The 13,105-nt window shown below is 76.3% G+C and carries 11 protein-coding genes; 2 read left to right on the forward strand and 9 right to left on the reverse strand.

The window, feature by feature from the left end:
* Window positions 1-61: 61 nt before the first annotated feature.
* The 3 genes from HDA31_RS22940 to HDA31_RS22950 form a co-directional block, all read right to left on the reverse strand.
* Window positions 62-403 carry a trypsin-like serine peptidase gene (locus HDA31_RS22940; protein ID WP_178063629.1) on the reverse strand — a complete coding sequence of 114 codons (342 nt, stop codon included), beginning with the start codon at window positions 401-403 and terminating at the stop codon, window positions 62-64.
* A gap of 109 nt (window positions 404-512) precedes the next feature.
* A complete protein-coding gene (gene yidD / locus HDA31_RS22945; protein WP_077936442.1) occupies window positions 513-887 on the reverse strand; it encodes a membrane protein insertion efficiency factor YidD in 375 nt (124 codons plus the stop codon).
* A 45-nt stretch (window positions 888-932) separates the two neighbouring features.
* Window positions 933-2,138 carry a hypothetical protein gene (locus tag HDA31_RS22950; protein WP_178063628.1) on the reverse strand — a complete coding sequence of 402 codons (1,206 nt, stop codon included), beginning with the start codon at window positions 2,136-2,138 and terminating at the stop codon, window positions 933-935.
* A gap of 337 nt (window positions 2,139-2,475) precedes the next feature.
* On the opposite strand from HDA31_RS22950, the gene HDA31_RS22955 reads away from it, so the two are divergent.
* Complete coding sequence (locus HDA31_RS22955; protein ID WP_246384451.1) at window positions 2,476-3,684, forward strand: gluconokinase; 1,209 nt, start codon at window positions 2,476-2,478, stop codon at window positions 3,682-3,684.
* A 49-nt stretch (window positions 3,685-3,733) separates the two neighbouring features.
* Entirely contained in the window at window positions 3,734-5,263 is a 1,530-nt protein-coding gene (locus HDA31_RS22960; RefSeq protein WP_178063627.1) for a GntT/GntP/DsdX family permease, read from the forward strand.
* Between the two features lie 599 nt (window positions 5,264-5,862).
* Here the strand turns inward: HDA31_RS22960 and HDA31_RS22965 are convergent.
* From HDA31_RS22965 to HDA31_RS22990, 6 genes are all read right to left on the reverse strand, one after another.
* Window positions 5,863-8,076 carry a putative bifunctional diguanylate cyclase/phosphodiesterase gene (locus HDA31_RS22965; RefSeq protein WP_246384450.1) on the reverse strand — a complete coding sequence of 738 codons (2,214 nt, stop codon included), beginning with the start codon at window positions 8,074-8,076 and terminating at the stop codon, window positions 5,863-5,865.
* Window positions 8,077-8,298: 222 nt separating this feature from the next.
* Window positions 8,299-9,834, reverse strand: coding sequence for a hypothetical protein (locus tag HDA31_RS22970; RefSeq protein ID WP_178063626.1), 1,536 nt, complete (start codon window positions 9,832-9,834; stop codon window positions 8,299-8,301).
* Window positions 9,831-10,958, reverse strand: a complete 1,128-nt coding sequence (locus HDA31_RS22975) for a hypothetical protein (protein ID WP_178063625.1) — start codon at window positions 10,956-10,958, stop codon at window positions 9,831-9,833. The genes HDA31_RS22970 and HDA31_RS22975 overlap by 4 nt, the downstream gene beginning before the upstream one ends.
* Window positions 10,959-10,969: 11 nt before the next feature.
* Window positions 10,970-12,310 carry an MFS transporter gene (locus HDA31_RS22980; RefSeq protein WP_260422514.1) on the reverse strand — a complete coding sequence of 447 codons (1,341 nt, stop codon included), beginning with the start codon at window positions 12,308-12,310 and terminating at the stop codon, window positions 10,970-10,972.
* Window positions 12,311-12,585: 275 nt separating this feature from the next.
* Entirely contained in the window at window positions 12,586-12,834 is a 249-nt protein-coding gene (locus tag HDA31_RS22985; RefSeq protein ID WP_178063623.1) for a hypothetical protein, read from the reverse strand.
* Window positions 12,835-12,841: 7 nt separating this feature from the next.
* Entirely contained in the window at window positions 12,842-13,075 is a 234-nt protein-coding gene (locus HDA31_RS22990; protein ID WP_074473568.1) for a zinc-ribbon domain-containing protein, read from the reverse strand.
* Between the last annotated feature and the right edge of the window lie 30 nt (window positions 13,076-13,105).

Genomic DNA, 13,105 nt, shown 5'->3' on the forward strand with positions numbered 1-13,105 from the left:
GTCCAGCTCGAAGGCGATCCGGGTTGCCTCGTACGCCTCGGCCGCCACCCGGCTGGTTGGCTCAGCTGTGCTGCGCCCGGTGGAACGGCGGGCGGGTGATCTCCCTGGTGAACTGCGGGCCCACCAGGTAGCGCTTCCCGGGGAGCCAGCCGTGGGAGTTGTCGCCGACCACGACGCCGAGCCCGGTGTGGCGGTCGAAGTTCGCGAACCGCGGGCCGCCGCTGGAGCCGCCGCCCATCACGCACTCGGTGCCCCACTGGCCGGGGGGCTCCGGCCAGTCCTCGGTCGCCTGCTGCTCCACCGCCGGGCCCGTGCAGTAGGCGAGGCGCTCACCGGTGTATTCGGGCAGGCCCTGGCGGGCCTCGTCCGAGCTGGCCCGTGGGTAGCCGAACTGGTGCACCACCCGCGGGCCGGGCACCGCCGACGCGGCCGAGCCGGCCGGGGGTTGGCTTCGGTGTCATAGCGGGAGCGTAGAAACGGTCGGCGGGTGCCCACGGTCCGGGAAGAAGCGGTCAGCGCACCGGGTCGTGGGTGCCCCGGGGCACGTGCGGCTTGCAGCGGCGAAGCCGCTCGGCGGCCATCCGCCCGCCCACGGCCAGGCCGTGCCGCTCGACGGCGGCCAGCCCGTACGCGCTGCACGTCGGGGTGTAGCGGCACTGGCCCGGCCAGCGGTGCGACAGCCACCGGCGGTAGCCGAGGATCGCGGCCCGGCCGGCCCGGTCGACGACCGGCGCGCGGGTCGCCCCGGCGGCCACCGAGCCGAGGGTGAGCAGGAACGAGAACAGCCCGAAGTCGCAGCAGTCCGGGCCGTCGCAGTCGCAGTCGGTGCAGGAGTCGACGCCGCGCCGCTTCTTCTTGCGGTGGCGGTCCCGCTTGAGGTTGAGCATGCCGACGATGGTGCGACACGCGCGCCACCTGACCGAACGGAGGAGTCAGGACCAGACGGTGCGGCGGAGCCCGTCGTGGGCGGCGCACACGTCGGCCCGGCCCCCGGTGAGGGTGAGCGCGCCGTCGCGGCACTGCACCAGGTACCCCGTCCCGGCCCAGAAGTCCTGGCCGCAGTCGAAGTAGTCGCACACCCGCACGTCGGGCCGGCGGATGCGGGAGCCGCCGCAGTAGTCGTACCCGAAGGGGTTGGCCGGTGCGCCGCAGAGCCGGTCGCGCGTCGCGGCCGGTGGGGCGGGGGAAGACGCGGCGGCGGACGACACGGTGCCGTGCCGCGGCTTCGACGCGGACGCCGCGGCGGCGCGGGCGGTGGGGAGCCCGGTCGGCCCGGCGGTGGGCGGCGCGGCCGTGGCGGCGGCGGCGACGTCCGAGCCGGGCCGCACCGGCGGGTCCGACTCGAACAGCACCGCCGGCACCAGCAGCGCCGCGGCGGCGGCCACCGCGACGGTACGCCGGCCGCCCGGCACGAGGGAGGTGATCCGGGCCTGCGCGGGGGTGGCGATGGCGGGGCGGAACGGCCGGGTCTGGTCGTGCTCGGCGATCAGCTCGTCGAGCTGGGCCAGCACCGCGCCCCGCTGCTCGATGGCCTCGGCGAAGGCCAGGGTGAGGGTGAACCGGAACTCGGCGGCGGCGTCGGCGGGCAGCAGCAGGCCGGAGGTGCGCCGCCGGTCGAGGACCTGGATCAGCGTGATCGGCGCCGCCGGGTCGTGGGCCAGGCCGGTCATCCTCCCGTACGTCCAGTCGCGCCGGCCCCGCCCGCCGAGCAGGACGAGGCGGCGGTCGGTGAGCACGGCGAGGCCGGCGTCGGTGACCTTGACCCCGTCGGGGCGGCGGTGGTGCAGCGCGGACCGGCCGGGGTCGACGCACAGGTCGGGGGCGGGGAGCACGGCGGTGTGCCGCAGCTCGACCAGTTGCACGGCGGGCAGCGCCCAGAACACCCGCTCGCCGGGGGCGAGCTCCAGGGGCAGCCCGGCTCCGGCGTTGGCCTGGCGGCCGAAGTCGGCCGCCGCCGCGCGCAGCCGCCGCAGCTCGTCGTCGCGTCGCCGCCAGGCCCGCTCGGCGTCGCGGTACGTCCGCTGCCGCCGCTCGTTCTGCCGGTGCGCCCACCGGTACCGCCAGGTGGCACCGGTCGACTGCCGCCGGGTAAAACCCGGCGAACTCCCTGTGGAACCCGTCGAATCAGTCTTCGCCACGCCGACTCCTTCGCCGCGCGAGCCACCAACCGGGGTGTCACCCGGATCAACGGCACCGACGGAGCCGACGGACCCGTCGAAACACGCTAATCACCCGATCGGTGGACCAATAGGCACAGCAGGGGGATGGCAGCACGTCGATTCACGTTCCCCGCCGGGACCCGTGTGCGGAGGTTGATCACTGGGTAACGCCTTCCGCAGCCCGGCGCGGGCACGCGTGCCGGCGCCGCCGACGCCGAGGAGGAACCGTGGCCGACCCGGACCAGCGCCCGCGCGTGGTGATCGGGGTCGACATCGGCACCACCAGCACGAAGAGCGTCGCGTACGACACCGACGGTTGCGCCCCGCCCGGTCGGGGCTGGCGCTGCACCGGCGCACCGGCACCCCCGTGCACCCGATGGCGCCGCTGCCGAAGCTCGTCTGGTTCGCCGAGCAGGAGCCGAAGCTGTTCGGGCGGGTCGCGCACTGGGTCGGCATCAAGGACCACGTGCTGCTGCGGCTGTGCGGCGCGTTGGTCACCGACCACTCGGTCGCGTCCGCCAGCGGCCTGATGGACATCCAGACCCGCGCCTGGGACGCCGAGGCGCTGCGCATCGCGGGGATCACCGAGGAGCAGTTGCCGCAGCTCGTGGCGACCACCACGGTCCTGCCGGGGCTCACCGCCGAGTACGCCGCCGCCACCGGCCTGCCGGCGGACACCCCGGTCGTGGTCGGCGCCGGGGACGGCCCGCTGGCCAACCTGGGGCTCGGCGCGGTGCGGCCGGGCGTGGTGGCCTGCTCGATCGGCACCAGCGGGGCGATGCGGGTGATGGTCGAGCGCCCCGCCGTGGACCCGCTCGGCGGGGTGTTCTGCTATGCGCTGACCGAGGACCGCTGGGTCGTCGGTGGCGCGATCAACAACGGCGGGATCGTCCTCCAGTGGGCCGGTGACGCGCTCGCCCCCGAGTTGGGCGAGGACTCCGAGGAGGAGCTGCTCGCCCTGGCCGCCCGCGCCCCCGTCGGCTCCGGCGGGCTGGTCATGCTGCCGTACCTGCTCAGCGAGCGCGCGCCGCACTGGAGCGCGCTGCCCCGCGGCGCGTACGTCGGGCTGACCCACGGCCACCGCCGCGAGCACCTGGTCCGGGCGGCGCTGGAGGGGGTCTGCCAGCAGCTCGCCCTGGTGCTGGCGTCCGTGCGGTCCGCCGGCAACGAGGTGCGGGAGGTGCGGGCCAGCGGCGGGTTCGCCCGCAGCCCGCTGTGGCGGCAGATGCTCGCCGACGCCCTCGGCATGCCGGTGCGTTTCCCCGCCGGACACGAGGGGTCGAGCTTCGGCGCGGCGCTGCTGGGCATGCAGGCCCTCGGCCTGATCGCGTCGGTCGACGTCGCCGCCGACCTGGTCCGCATCGACGAGACGGTACGCCCCGACCCGGCCGCCGCCGCCACGTACGCCGCCCTGCTCCCCGTGCACGCGGAGCTCTACGAGGCGCTCGTCCCGACGTTCACGTCGCTGCGGCGGCTGGCCCCGAACCTCCCGCCGGAGCCGCCACCCACCGCCCCACCCATGTGATCGCCCGTGCCGCCGTCGGCACGGACACCGTCCGAAGGTCGTGATACCCGTGGTCACACTCCTCGCCGCACCGGCGGAACCCCTCACCGACGCCGGTGACGCCCAACTGATCGTCGCGGCCCTGCTGGGCATCGCCGCGGTGGTGGTCCTGATCGCCTGGGGCAAGGTGCATCCGTTCCTGGCGCTGATCCTCGGCGCGGGCGTGCTCGGCGTCGTCGCCGGGGTGGGGGCCGAGGCGATCGTCACCTCGTTCAGCGGCGGCGTCGGCTCCACCGTCGGCGGGGTGGGGCTGCTGATCGCCCTGGGGGCGATGATCGGCGGCCTGCTCGCCGAGTCCGGCGGGGCGGACGGCATCGTCACCCGCATCGTCGACCGGGTCTCCGGCCAGGCCCTGCCGTGGGCGATGGCCGGGGTGGCCGCCCTGATCGGCCTGCCGCTGTTCTTCGAGGTCGGCGTGGTGCTGCTGGTGCCGATCGTGCTGCTGGTCGCGAAGCGCACCGGCATGTCGCTGATGAAGGTCGGCATCCCGGCGCTGGCCGGGCTGTCGGTGCTGCACGGCCTGGTGCCGCCGCATCCCGGGCCGCTGGTGGCGATCTCGTCGCTCGACGCCGACCTGGGCCTCACGCTGGGGCTGGGCCTGCTGATCGCCGTCCCGACGGTGATCGTCGCCGGGCCGGTCTTCGGCAACATGATCTCCCGGTACGTGCCGGCGACCATCCCCGAGGCGCTCCTGCCGACCCGCGCGCCGGCCGCCGTCGGCGGAGCGGAGCAGGGGGCGGCCGGGCCCGGGGCGGCCGGGCGGCGGCAGGCCGATGTGGACGGCGAGCTGCTCACCGAGGACGACCTGGTCAACCCGGGCACCGGCCGGCCCGGTGCGCCGGTGGACGACTCCGGCACCGAGACCGCCCGGCGGGCCCCGAAGTTCTGGCCGGCGGTGATCACGGTGCTGCTGCCGGTGGTGCTGATGCTGCTGCGCGCCATCGGCGAACTGGCCCTGGCCGAGGACACGCCGGGCCGCCGGGTCCTCGACATCGTCGGCACCCCGATGGTGGCGCTGCTGGCCGGGGTGATCGTGGCCATGTTCACCCTCGGCTTCCAGGCCGGATTCAGTCGTAAACAGGTCTCGTCGGTGCTCGGCGGATCGCTGCCGCCGATCGCGGGCATCCTGCTGATCGTCGCGGCCGGCGGCGGGTTCAAGCAGGTGCTGGTGGACGCCGGGGTGGGCAACCTGGTCGCCGACGCCGCGAAGGACGCCAGCCTGTCGCCGCTGCTGCTGGGCTGGCTGGTCGCCGTCGGCATCCGGGTCGCGACGGGCTCGGCGACGGTGGCCACGATCACCGCCGCGGGCATCGTCGCCCCGCTCGCCGCGACGATGGACCGGCCAGGGGTCGCCCTGCTGGCCCTGGCGATCGGCTGCGGGTCGCTGTTCTTCTCGCACGTGAACGACGCCGGCTTCTGGCTGGTGAAGGAGTACTTCGGGCTGACCGTCGGGCAGACCATCAAGAGCTGGTCGGTGCTGGAGACGATCATCTCGGTGGTCGGCTTCGCGGGCGTGCTGCTGCTCGACCTGCTGTTGTGACCTGCGGACGGCGGGCCTACGGACGGCGGGCCTGCCCGCCGGTGCCGGGCCGGGGGCGGGATGGTCGTCGCGCGCCCTAGGGAGCTGATGTCGTGGATGACTCAGAGCGGGGTACCCGGACGGATCGCCGGCCGGGAGCGCCTCGGGGCACCCCGGAAAGCGCCCGGAAGCGCCGGGGAGCGGACCCGGGAGCCGGGTACCGGGCGCTCGGAAGGGCCGAATGCCGGATGCCGGATGCCGGGTGCCGGGTAATCGGGAGCGCCGAGTCCCGCACGCTCGGGAGCGCCGGGTGCCGGGCTCGGGAGGCCGTTCGTCCATGCCGTGATGTCGTAGATGACTCAGCTCGCTAGGGGCCCGAAAGCACCATAGGGGACGGAGCCGGAGGGGGAGGAAGAAAAGAAGCGCGCGGGCCGAGGGAACGAGGCCGGGCCGCCATCGACCGGCCGCCGGCACGCGCCGGACGACGGCACACGCCGGACGACGGCACACGCCGGACGACGGCACACGCCGGACGACGGCCGAAGCGATCGCCGAGCGGATGCCAGACGGGGTCAGGCCCGGGTCAGCTCGGGTCAGCTCGGGTCAGGCCCGGGTCAGGCTCAGTTGCGGGCCGCCGGGGTGAGGGCGGCCCGCAGGCCGGCGAGGCCGGTGGGGCGGCCGTACCGCCAACCCTGGCCGTGCACGCAGCCGATCGCGGTGACCGCCTCGTGCTGCCGGTCGGTCTCCACCCCTTCGGCCACCACGGTCAGGTCGAACGCGTCGGCGAGCCGGGTCACCATCTCCACCGTGGCGTACGCGCGGGAGTCCTCGCCGAGCCGGGCCACGAACGACCGGTCGATCTTCAGCTCGGTGGCGGGGATGCGGTGCAGGTAGCTCAGCGACGAGTAGCCGGTGCCGAAGTCGTCGATGGCGATGCGGATGCCCAGCTCGCGGAGCTGGCGCAGCCGGTCCAGCACCGCGTCGCTGCCCTCGATCAGGGCCGACTCGGTCAGCTCCAGGGTGAGCGCGCGGGGGGCGAGGCCGGCGCCGGCGGTGGCCGAGGTGACGGTGGCGATGAGGTCGGGCCGCCGCAGGTGCGCGGCGGCGATGTTGACCGCGACGGTGGCGTCCGGGTTGCGGTCCCGCCAGGTGGCGGCGGCCCGGCACGCCTCGTGGATCACCCAGCGGTCGATCGGCAGGATCAGCCCGGTCTCCTCGGCCAGCGGCAGGAACCGGGCGGGGGTGAGCAGCCCCAGCCGGGGGTGCCGCCAGCGCACCAGCGCCTCCGCGCTGCGCACCTCGCCGGTGGCCAGGTCGACGATCGGCTGGTATTCCAGGTGCAGCTGTTCCTCGTCGACGGCGCGGCGCAGGTCGGCGATCAGCTCGGCGCGGCCCACCGCCGCCTCCCGCAGCGCGGCCGTGCACGTGCGGTACGCGGACTTTCCGGCCGCCTTGGCCGCGTACATGGCGATGTCGGCGTCGCGGAGCAGGTCGGTGTGGGAGGCGTGCTGCGGGCCGTACTCGGCGATGCCGATGCTGGCCGAGGGGTGCACGCCGGCCTCCTCCTCGCCGGGCGAGGGTTGCAGGGCGTCGAGCAGCCGTTCGGCCAGGTGCTCCGGGCGGACCTGCCGGTCGCCGTCGACGAGGACGGCGAACTCGTCGCCGCCGAGCCGGGCGACGGTGCCGTCGCCGGCCACGGCCGCCTTCATCCGGCCGGCGATGCTGGTCAGCAGGTCGTCGCCGGTGACGTGCCCGAACCGGTCGTTGACCTGCTTGAAGCCGTCGAGGTCGAGCAGCAGGACGGCGACCGGGGGCCCGTCGCGCAGCGCCCGGCGCAGCCGGCGGGTGAAGGTCAACCGGTTCGGCAGGCCGGTGAGCTGGTCGGTGTAGGCGAGCCGGCGCAGCCGGGCGACGAGCCGCAGGTTCTCGTTGGCGGCCAGCCCCTGCCGCAGCGCGAGCACCCCGAGCAGGGCCATCATGCCGACGAAGACCAGGTGCGGGGTCTGCCCGGTGGGCTGGCGGGCCAGCACCACCGCCACGATCGCGCCACCCACCGGCAGGTACGGCAGGGCGACGCGCCACCACGGCGGCAGCGGCTGCTCGGCGGCCTCCTCGGAGGGGTCCCAGGCCGGCGGCGGCGGGTAGTGGGCGGCGACGCCGATCAGCAGGTAGCTCAGCGGCCAGCACACGTCGATCGGATGGCCGGGGGCGTAGCTGCCGTGGGCGAACAGGGAGACGTACGCGGCGTCGGCGAGCGCCCGGGTGCCCAGGCTCGCCCCGATCGCGGCGAGCGGCCGCCACATCGGGCGGGTCGTGCCGGCCACCGCGACGAGGACGGTGAGCTGCATCAGGTCGAGCATCGGATAGAGCAGCCCGAAGGTGCGCAGCGGGTCGGCCAGGTCGGCGTCGGCGACGTCCCGGAACACCACCACCCAGCCGATCGGGATGAGGGCGAGCCCGACGATCACGCCGTCGAGCACGGTGCGGGCCCGGCCGACGGCGTTGCGGGGCGCGGCGGCGCAGCAGAGCAGCGCGGCGGTGCCGGTGCCGATGCCGAGGGTGAACAGCACGCCGATGAGCATCGTGTGGGGCAGGGCGTCGTCGCCGAGCCGCTGCACCGTCCACACCGTGCGGCCGAGGGCGGCGAGGCCCATGGTGACCGCGAGCAGCAGCCAGAAGCGGCGCAGCGACGCCGGGTGCCGGCGGGCGGCCCGGACGCAGGCGTGCGCGGCCCAGCCCGCCACGGCGATCGCGGTGAGGTCGCTGGCCAGGGCCGCGCCGGGCAGGGCGGCGATCAGCCAGGTCAGCTCGACGAGCAGGATCGCCGCGGCCACGGCGAGGCCGACCCGGCCGGGCCGAACCGCCCGGGCGGGAGCCGCGCAGGCGGGACGTGCGTCGTGGGGCAGCACAGTGTCGTCCGGCTCTCTCTCCTGCGCGCACCCTCGACGGCGAGGACCGGTGATTGACGGCGAACCACGAAAGCGTAGCCAGCCGCCGGGCGGGCCGCCAGGCCGGTGCACAGAGGACGGTGGCGTGCCCCGGATCGGAGCGACGGCTCAGGCCCACTCCTCCGCCGGGTCGCCGTCCGCCGGCCCGGCCAGCGGGCCGGGGGCGGGAGCGGAGACGACGGGGGCGGCCGGCGGGCCGCCGTGCGTCCACGGGGTCTCCTCCGGGGCGGGGAACGACCCCGCCGGCAGGAAGCCGTCCGACAGGGTGGTGAGGCAGAGCCGCTCCCCCACCTCCGGCACCGAGCCCGGCGGGGCGGTCAGCCCCCGGCCCATCCCGCCGGAGAGCTCCAGCACCACCTCGGTCTTGCCGTCGGCCGCCGGGGTCAGGAAGACCACCCGCGCCTTCTGTCCGGGCCGGGCCGGCGAGTGGAGCGTCGCGCCGACCGGCACCGCCACCGGCTCGGTGGTGACCACCTGGATGCGGGGGCGCAGCACCGGGCGCTTGCCGGTGTCGTCGACCCGCGCCGGGTCGGCGAGCGTCACGTCCCCGACGAACGCCTCCCCGGTGAGCCGGTGCTCGGCCATCACCAGCGGGTCGTCGTAGGCGCGCTGCACCGCGTACGAGGCCGCGGCCCGCTCCAGCCGGTGCAGCCGCACGGCCGCCGCCACCGCACCGTCGCGGCGCGGCTGCGGCCCGCCGCCGGCGTCGACGTGCTCCGCGTGGCCGGTGAAGGCGTCCCGGTCGCCGGCCCAGCGCCCCGCCACCCGCGCCCCCGGCGGCAGGGCGGCGAGCAGCCCCAGGCCGCGCCACACCAGCTCCCAGGTGGGCGCGAGCTGGCCGCGCAACGCCAGCTCCAGCTCCGCGTACGCGGCCCGCCGCGCCGCCTCGTCGTCGGCCGCGTCGGCGTAGGCGGCGATGGCCGGGGCGAGCACCCGGTTGTCGAACTCCGGGTCGGTGGCCGGGCCGGCGGGCGGGCAGCGCGCCGGGTCCTCGGCGCGGGCCGCCGCCTGCGCGCCGGTGAGCCCCGGCGGCGGGTCGAGCCAGCCCAGCACCGCCGGCAGGTGCTGGTCCTCCACCGCGCTCTGCCCGGTGGCCCAGTGCAGGGTCAGCGCGTCGGTCAGCGCCAGCAGCGCCGACGAGCCGGGGTGCTCGGCGCGCTCGGCGAAGAACGTCAGCCAGCGCCCGAGCAGCGGCACGGCGGGGTGCACCGGATAGTCGCCGTCGGTGCGGCGGAACCGGGTGGAACGGCCGAACAGCCGCAGGAACGTCACCCCGGCCGGGTTCGGCACGACGAGCTGCGGCGCGTCGACGTACCGGTGCCGCACGTCCCGCCCCCGGTCGACCGCGACCGCCTCCGTGTCGCCCCGGAACGAGTCCAGGTAGGGCAGCACGATCCCGGCCAGCTCGGCGGCGAACGCGAACCGCTGGTCGCGGTTGCGCGGCTGCGGCACGATCAGCAGCCGCGCCGCGTCGGGGGCGTCGCCGACCAGCGCCGCGAGGGGGGCGTTCGCCTCGCCCGCCATCGTCAGCGGCACCAGCACCAGCGGCCGGTCCGACAGGTGCAGGTGCCGGACGGTGGCCACCGGCTGCGCCACCCCGGCCGCGAGCGCCTGGGCCTTCGCGAGCGCGCGCAGCGTACTCATGCGGGCTGACCGGCCAGGGCGTCGGCGCGCAGCCGGGCCGCGGCCCGCAGCAGCGCGGCGGCCTCCGCCTGCTCGGGCGCGCCGGGGTCGGAGCCGGCGGCCAGCGCGAGGACCTCGGCCACCGTCGCGACCCCGCCGAGCGCCTCGCGGACGGGCCGGCCCAGCGCGGCCGTCTCGGCGCGGGTCTCGGCGCGGCAGAAGTACGCCAGCTCGCAGGCCGCGAGGCAGTCGGGGGCGTAGCGGGCCGGCACCGACGCCAGCGACCGGCGCAGCCGCTCCGGGTCGGTCGACGGGTCGGCGGTGAAGTCGGCGGGCAGCCGGGCCAACAGGTCGTCGACGCGGGCCATCCGGTCGAGCTGGCGGCGCAGCACCAGCAGTTGCTTGCGCACGTCGACCAGGCTGGCGACGGGCCGGTTGGCGAAGTCGCGCGGGCAGACGAGCACCACGTCGGAGGAGACCAGCCCCGCGTCGTGCCCCTCGGCGGCGAGCAGCTCGCGCAGCGCGAGCACGTAGACGGCGGACTGGATCGCGGCGGCGGCCACCTTGCCCGGGTCGGCCTGCCCGTCGATCACCGGAAACGACTTGATCTCCACGACGTGGAACCGGCCGGCGAGACGGGCCGCCACCAGGTCCGGTTCCAGGTGCACCCGCTGGCCGGCGACGTCGAGGCCGAGCAGCGGGTGGTCGAACAGGGCCGCCGGGTCGTCGACGCCGGCCGGCGCGGCGGCGGCCAGCGCGGCGCGGGACCGCGCGGCCCGGCCGGGCTGGCCGGCGGCGTCGGGCCGCTCGCCGTGGTCCTCCGCGCCCAGGTCGGTCCAGGTGGCCGGGCCGGTCGGGTCCACGCCGAGCCGCTCGGCGACCAGCCGCAGCAGCTCGGCCCCGCCGTCGGCCTTGACCTGCGCCTCGAACGCGTTGCCCCGGGTGATCGCGAAGCGGGACTGCCCGAACCGGGCCGGGAACCCGACCCGCTCCGCCAGCCCCGGCTTGTCGGCCCCCGCGCTGTCCAGCACGGCCCGGCGGTCACAGCCGGGGTTGCCGGTCAGCGCGGCGATCGTCCGGGCGTTGTGCCGGCGCGGCGGCCCGCCGCCCCGGATCTCGGCCAGTCGCCGCGCGGTGCTCGTCACGACACGCCACCTTAGGCGGTCCGCGCGCGTTCGGCGCGGGCCGCGCCGCGACGGACCAGCACGGCCACCGCGACCGTGGCGGCCAGCGCCGCCCCGGCCATCGCCCAGAGCACCGTACGCAGCCCCGAGGTGAAGCCCGGGTCGGCGAGCCGGCCGGCGGTGGTGCTGGCCAGCACCGCCCCGACCACCGCGATGGCGATCGTCTCGCTGGCCAGCCGGGCGGTGTTGATCATTCCGGCGCCGGTGGCCGCCCGCCCCGGCTCGACGCTGCCGATCGCGATCGCGTCCAGCAGCCCGATCGACAGGCCGATGCCCACGCCGATCGTCAGCAGCGGCCCGGCCAGCGACGCGGTGCCGCTGCCCGGGGCGATGACGGTGGCCCAGGCCGCCCCGACCGCGACCAGCGCCACGGAGCACACGATGACCGCCGGGGCCGGCACCAGCCGGGTCAGCGCGCCGCTGAGCAGGGGCAGCGCCAGGGTCGGCGCGGTGAGCAGGATCAGCGTGCCGCCGGCCGCCCCGGGGCTCAGCCCGACGACGGTGGTCAGGTAGGACGGCAGGTAGACCAGCAGCGGCACCAGCACCGCGACGATCGTGGCCGCCGCCAGGCAGACGCCGACGAAGCGGGGGTTCGCCAGCAGGGCCAGGTCGAACATCGGCGCGGCGCGGCGGCGCTCCACCCGCACGAAGAGCACCAGCAGGGCGACCGCCGCGCCGAAGGCCGCCACGATCACCGGGGCGGACCAGCCGAACTCGGGGCCCTGCACGAAGCCGAAGATGAGCAGCAGCAGCGCGGCCGTGAACGACACGGTGCCGGGCCAGTCGACCCGCCCGGCGTGCGGCTGGCGGGACTCCGGCAGCAGCGGCACGAGGCCGAGGACCGCGCAGGCGACAAGCGCGGGGACGACGAACACGGCCCGCCAGCCGAACGCCTCGATCAGCAGCCCCGCGATCGACGGGCCGAACGCGAGGCCCGCGCCGATGGCCGTGCCGAACAGGCTGAACGCGCGGGCCTGCCCCGCCCCCTGGAACGCGCCGGCCAGCAGGGCGGCGGCGCTGGTCGCGGCGGCGGCCGCGCCGATGCCGGCGAGCACCCGGGCCGCGTTGAGCAGCACGATGTCGTCGACGAACGCGCCGGCCAGCCCGGCGACGGCGAAGACCGCCAGGCCGGTGGCGTAGACGCGGCGGCGGCCGAGCAGGTCGGCGAGCGCGCCGGTGGCGAGCATGAAGCTGGCGAAGGTGGCGTTGTAGCCGTTCACCACCCACTGCACGCCGGCCAGCCCGGCGTCGAGGTCGCGGCCGATGTCGGGCAACGCGACCGACGCGCCGGTCAGCGAGATCGGCAACGACATGGTGGACAGCAGGACGGCGACCAGCACGACGGCCGGATGGTTGCGCACGCTTCTCCCCGTTCTTCGCGGCGGCCCCAGCCTAGGTGGCGCGGGCGGGGCGGCACCGGGTTCGGGGCGGAGATCACAGCGCATCGCCGCAGGCCGGAGGCGGTCGGGCTGGGCGGTACGCGGGCGGGCGGGCGAGGGCTGCCCGGGCCGTCGTCGGGCAGGCGGCGGCCAGCGGTCAACCGGCGGCGGTTGCCGGTCGGATCAGCGGTCGGCGGCCCGGTCAGGGGTCAGCGGTCGGCGGAGCGGTTCCAGGGCGAGCGGGGCAGGGCGGTGCCGGCCAGCGGGCGGCGGGCGCGGCGGCGGGGCCGGCGACCCGGGGTGCAGGGCGGACGGGAGGCGGTGGGAGCGGGCACCTCCGGCACGGGGGCCCCGGGCACGGTCCCGGGCCGGAGGTCGGTCACGAGCCCCGGCTCGGTCACGGGGTGGCCGCCGGTCAGGGGACGGCAGCCGATCAGCCAGCAGAGGAAACGGGCCATCGGCGGATCAGCCGACCGGGAGGCGCGCGGCCTCGGCGGCGGAGATGTCGTACTGGGCGCCGCAGAAGGTGCACTGCTGGACGTGGCGGGTGCGGATCGGGATCAGCGGGACGAAGAAGAGGGTGAACTTCGTCGACCGGCGACTGATCACCTGGGCGGCGTGGTTGCCGCAGTTTCGGCACACCTGCTGCGTCACGCCCGACCGGTCGACCTTGGTGCGGAGCCCGAATATGAAGAACATCGCCCCGCAGTACCCACTCTCGCCCGCTTC

The organism is Micromonospora carbonacea (assembly GCF_014205165.1).
GTDB lineage: Bacteria > Actinomycetota > Actinomycetes > Mycobacteriales > Micromonosporaceae > Micromonospora > Micromonospora carbonacea.

Excerpts from the sequence above, each read along its gene's own strand:
- HDA31_RS22980 (WP_260422514.1), bottom strand. The coding sequence starts at position 12,310 with ATGTCGTTGCCGATCTCGCTGACCGGCGCGTCGGTCGCGTTGCCCGAC.
- yidD (WP_077936442.1), bottom strand. The coding sequence starts at position 887 with ATGCTCAACCTCAAGCGGGACCGCCACCGCAAGAAGAAGCGGCGCGGC.
- HDA31_RS22970 (WP_178063626.1), bottom strand. The coding sequence starts at position 9,834 with ATGAGTACGCTGCGCGCGCTCGCGAAGGCCCAGGCGCTCGCGGCCGGG.
- HDA31_RS22985 (WP_178063623.1), bottom strand. The coding sequence starts at position 12,834 with ATGGCCCGTTTCCTCTGCTGGCTGATCGGCTGCCGTCCCCTGACCGGC.
- HDA31_RS22990 (WP_074473568.1), bottom strand. The coding sequence starts at position 13,075 with ATGTTCTTCATATTCGGGCTCCGCACCAAGGTCGACCGGTCGGGCGTG.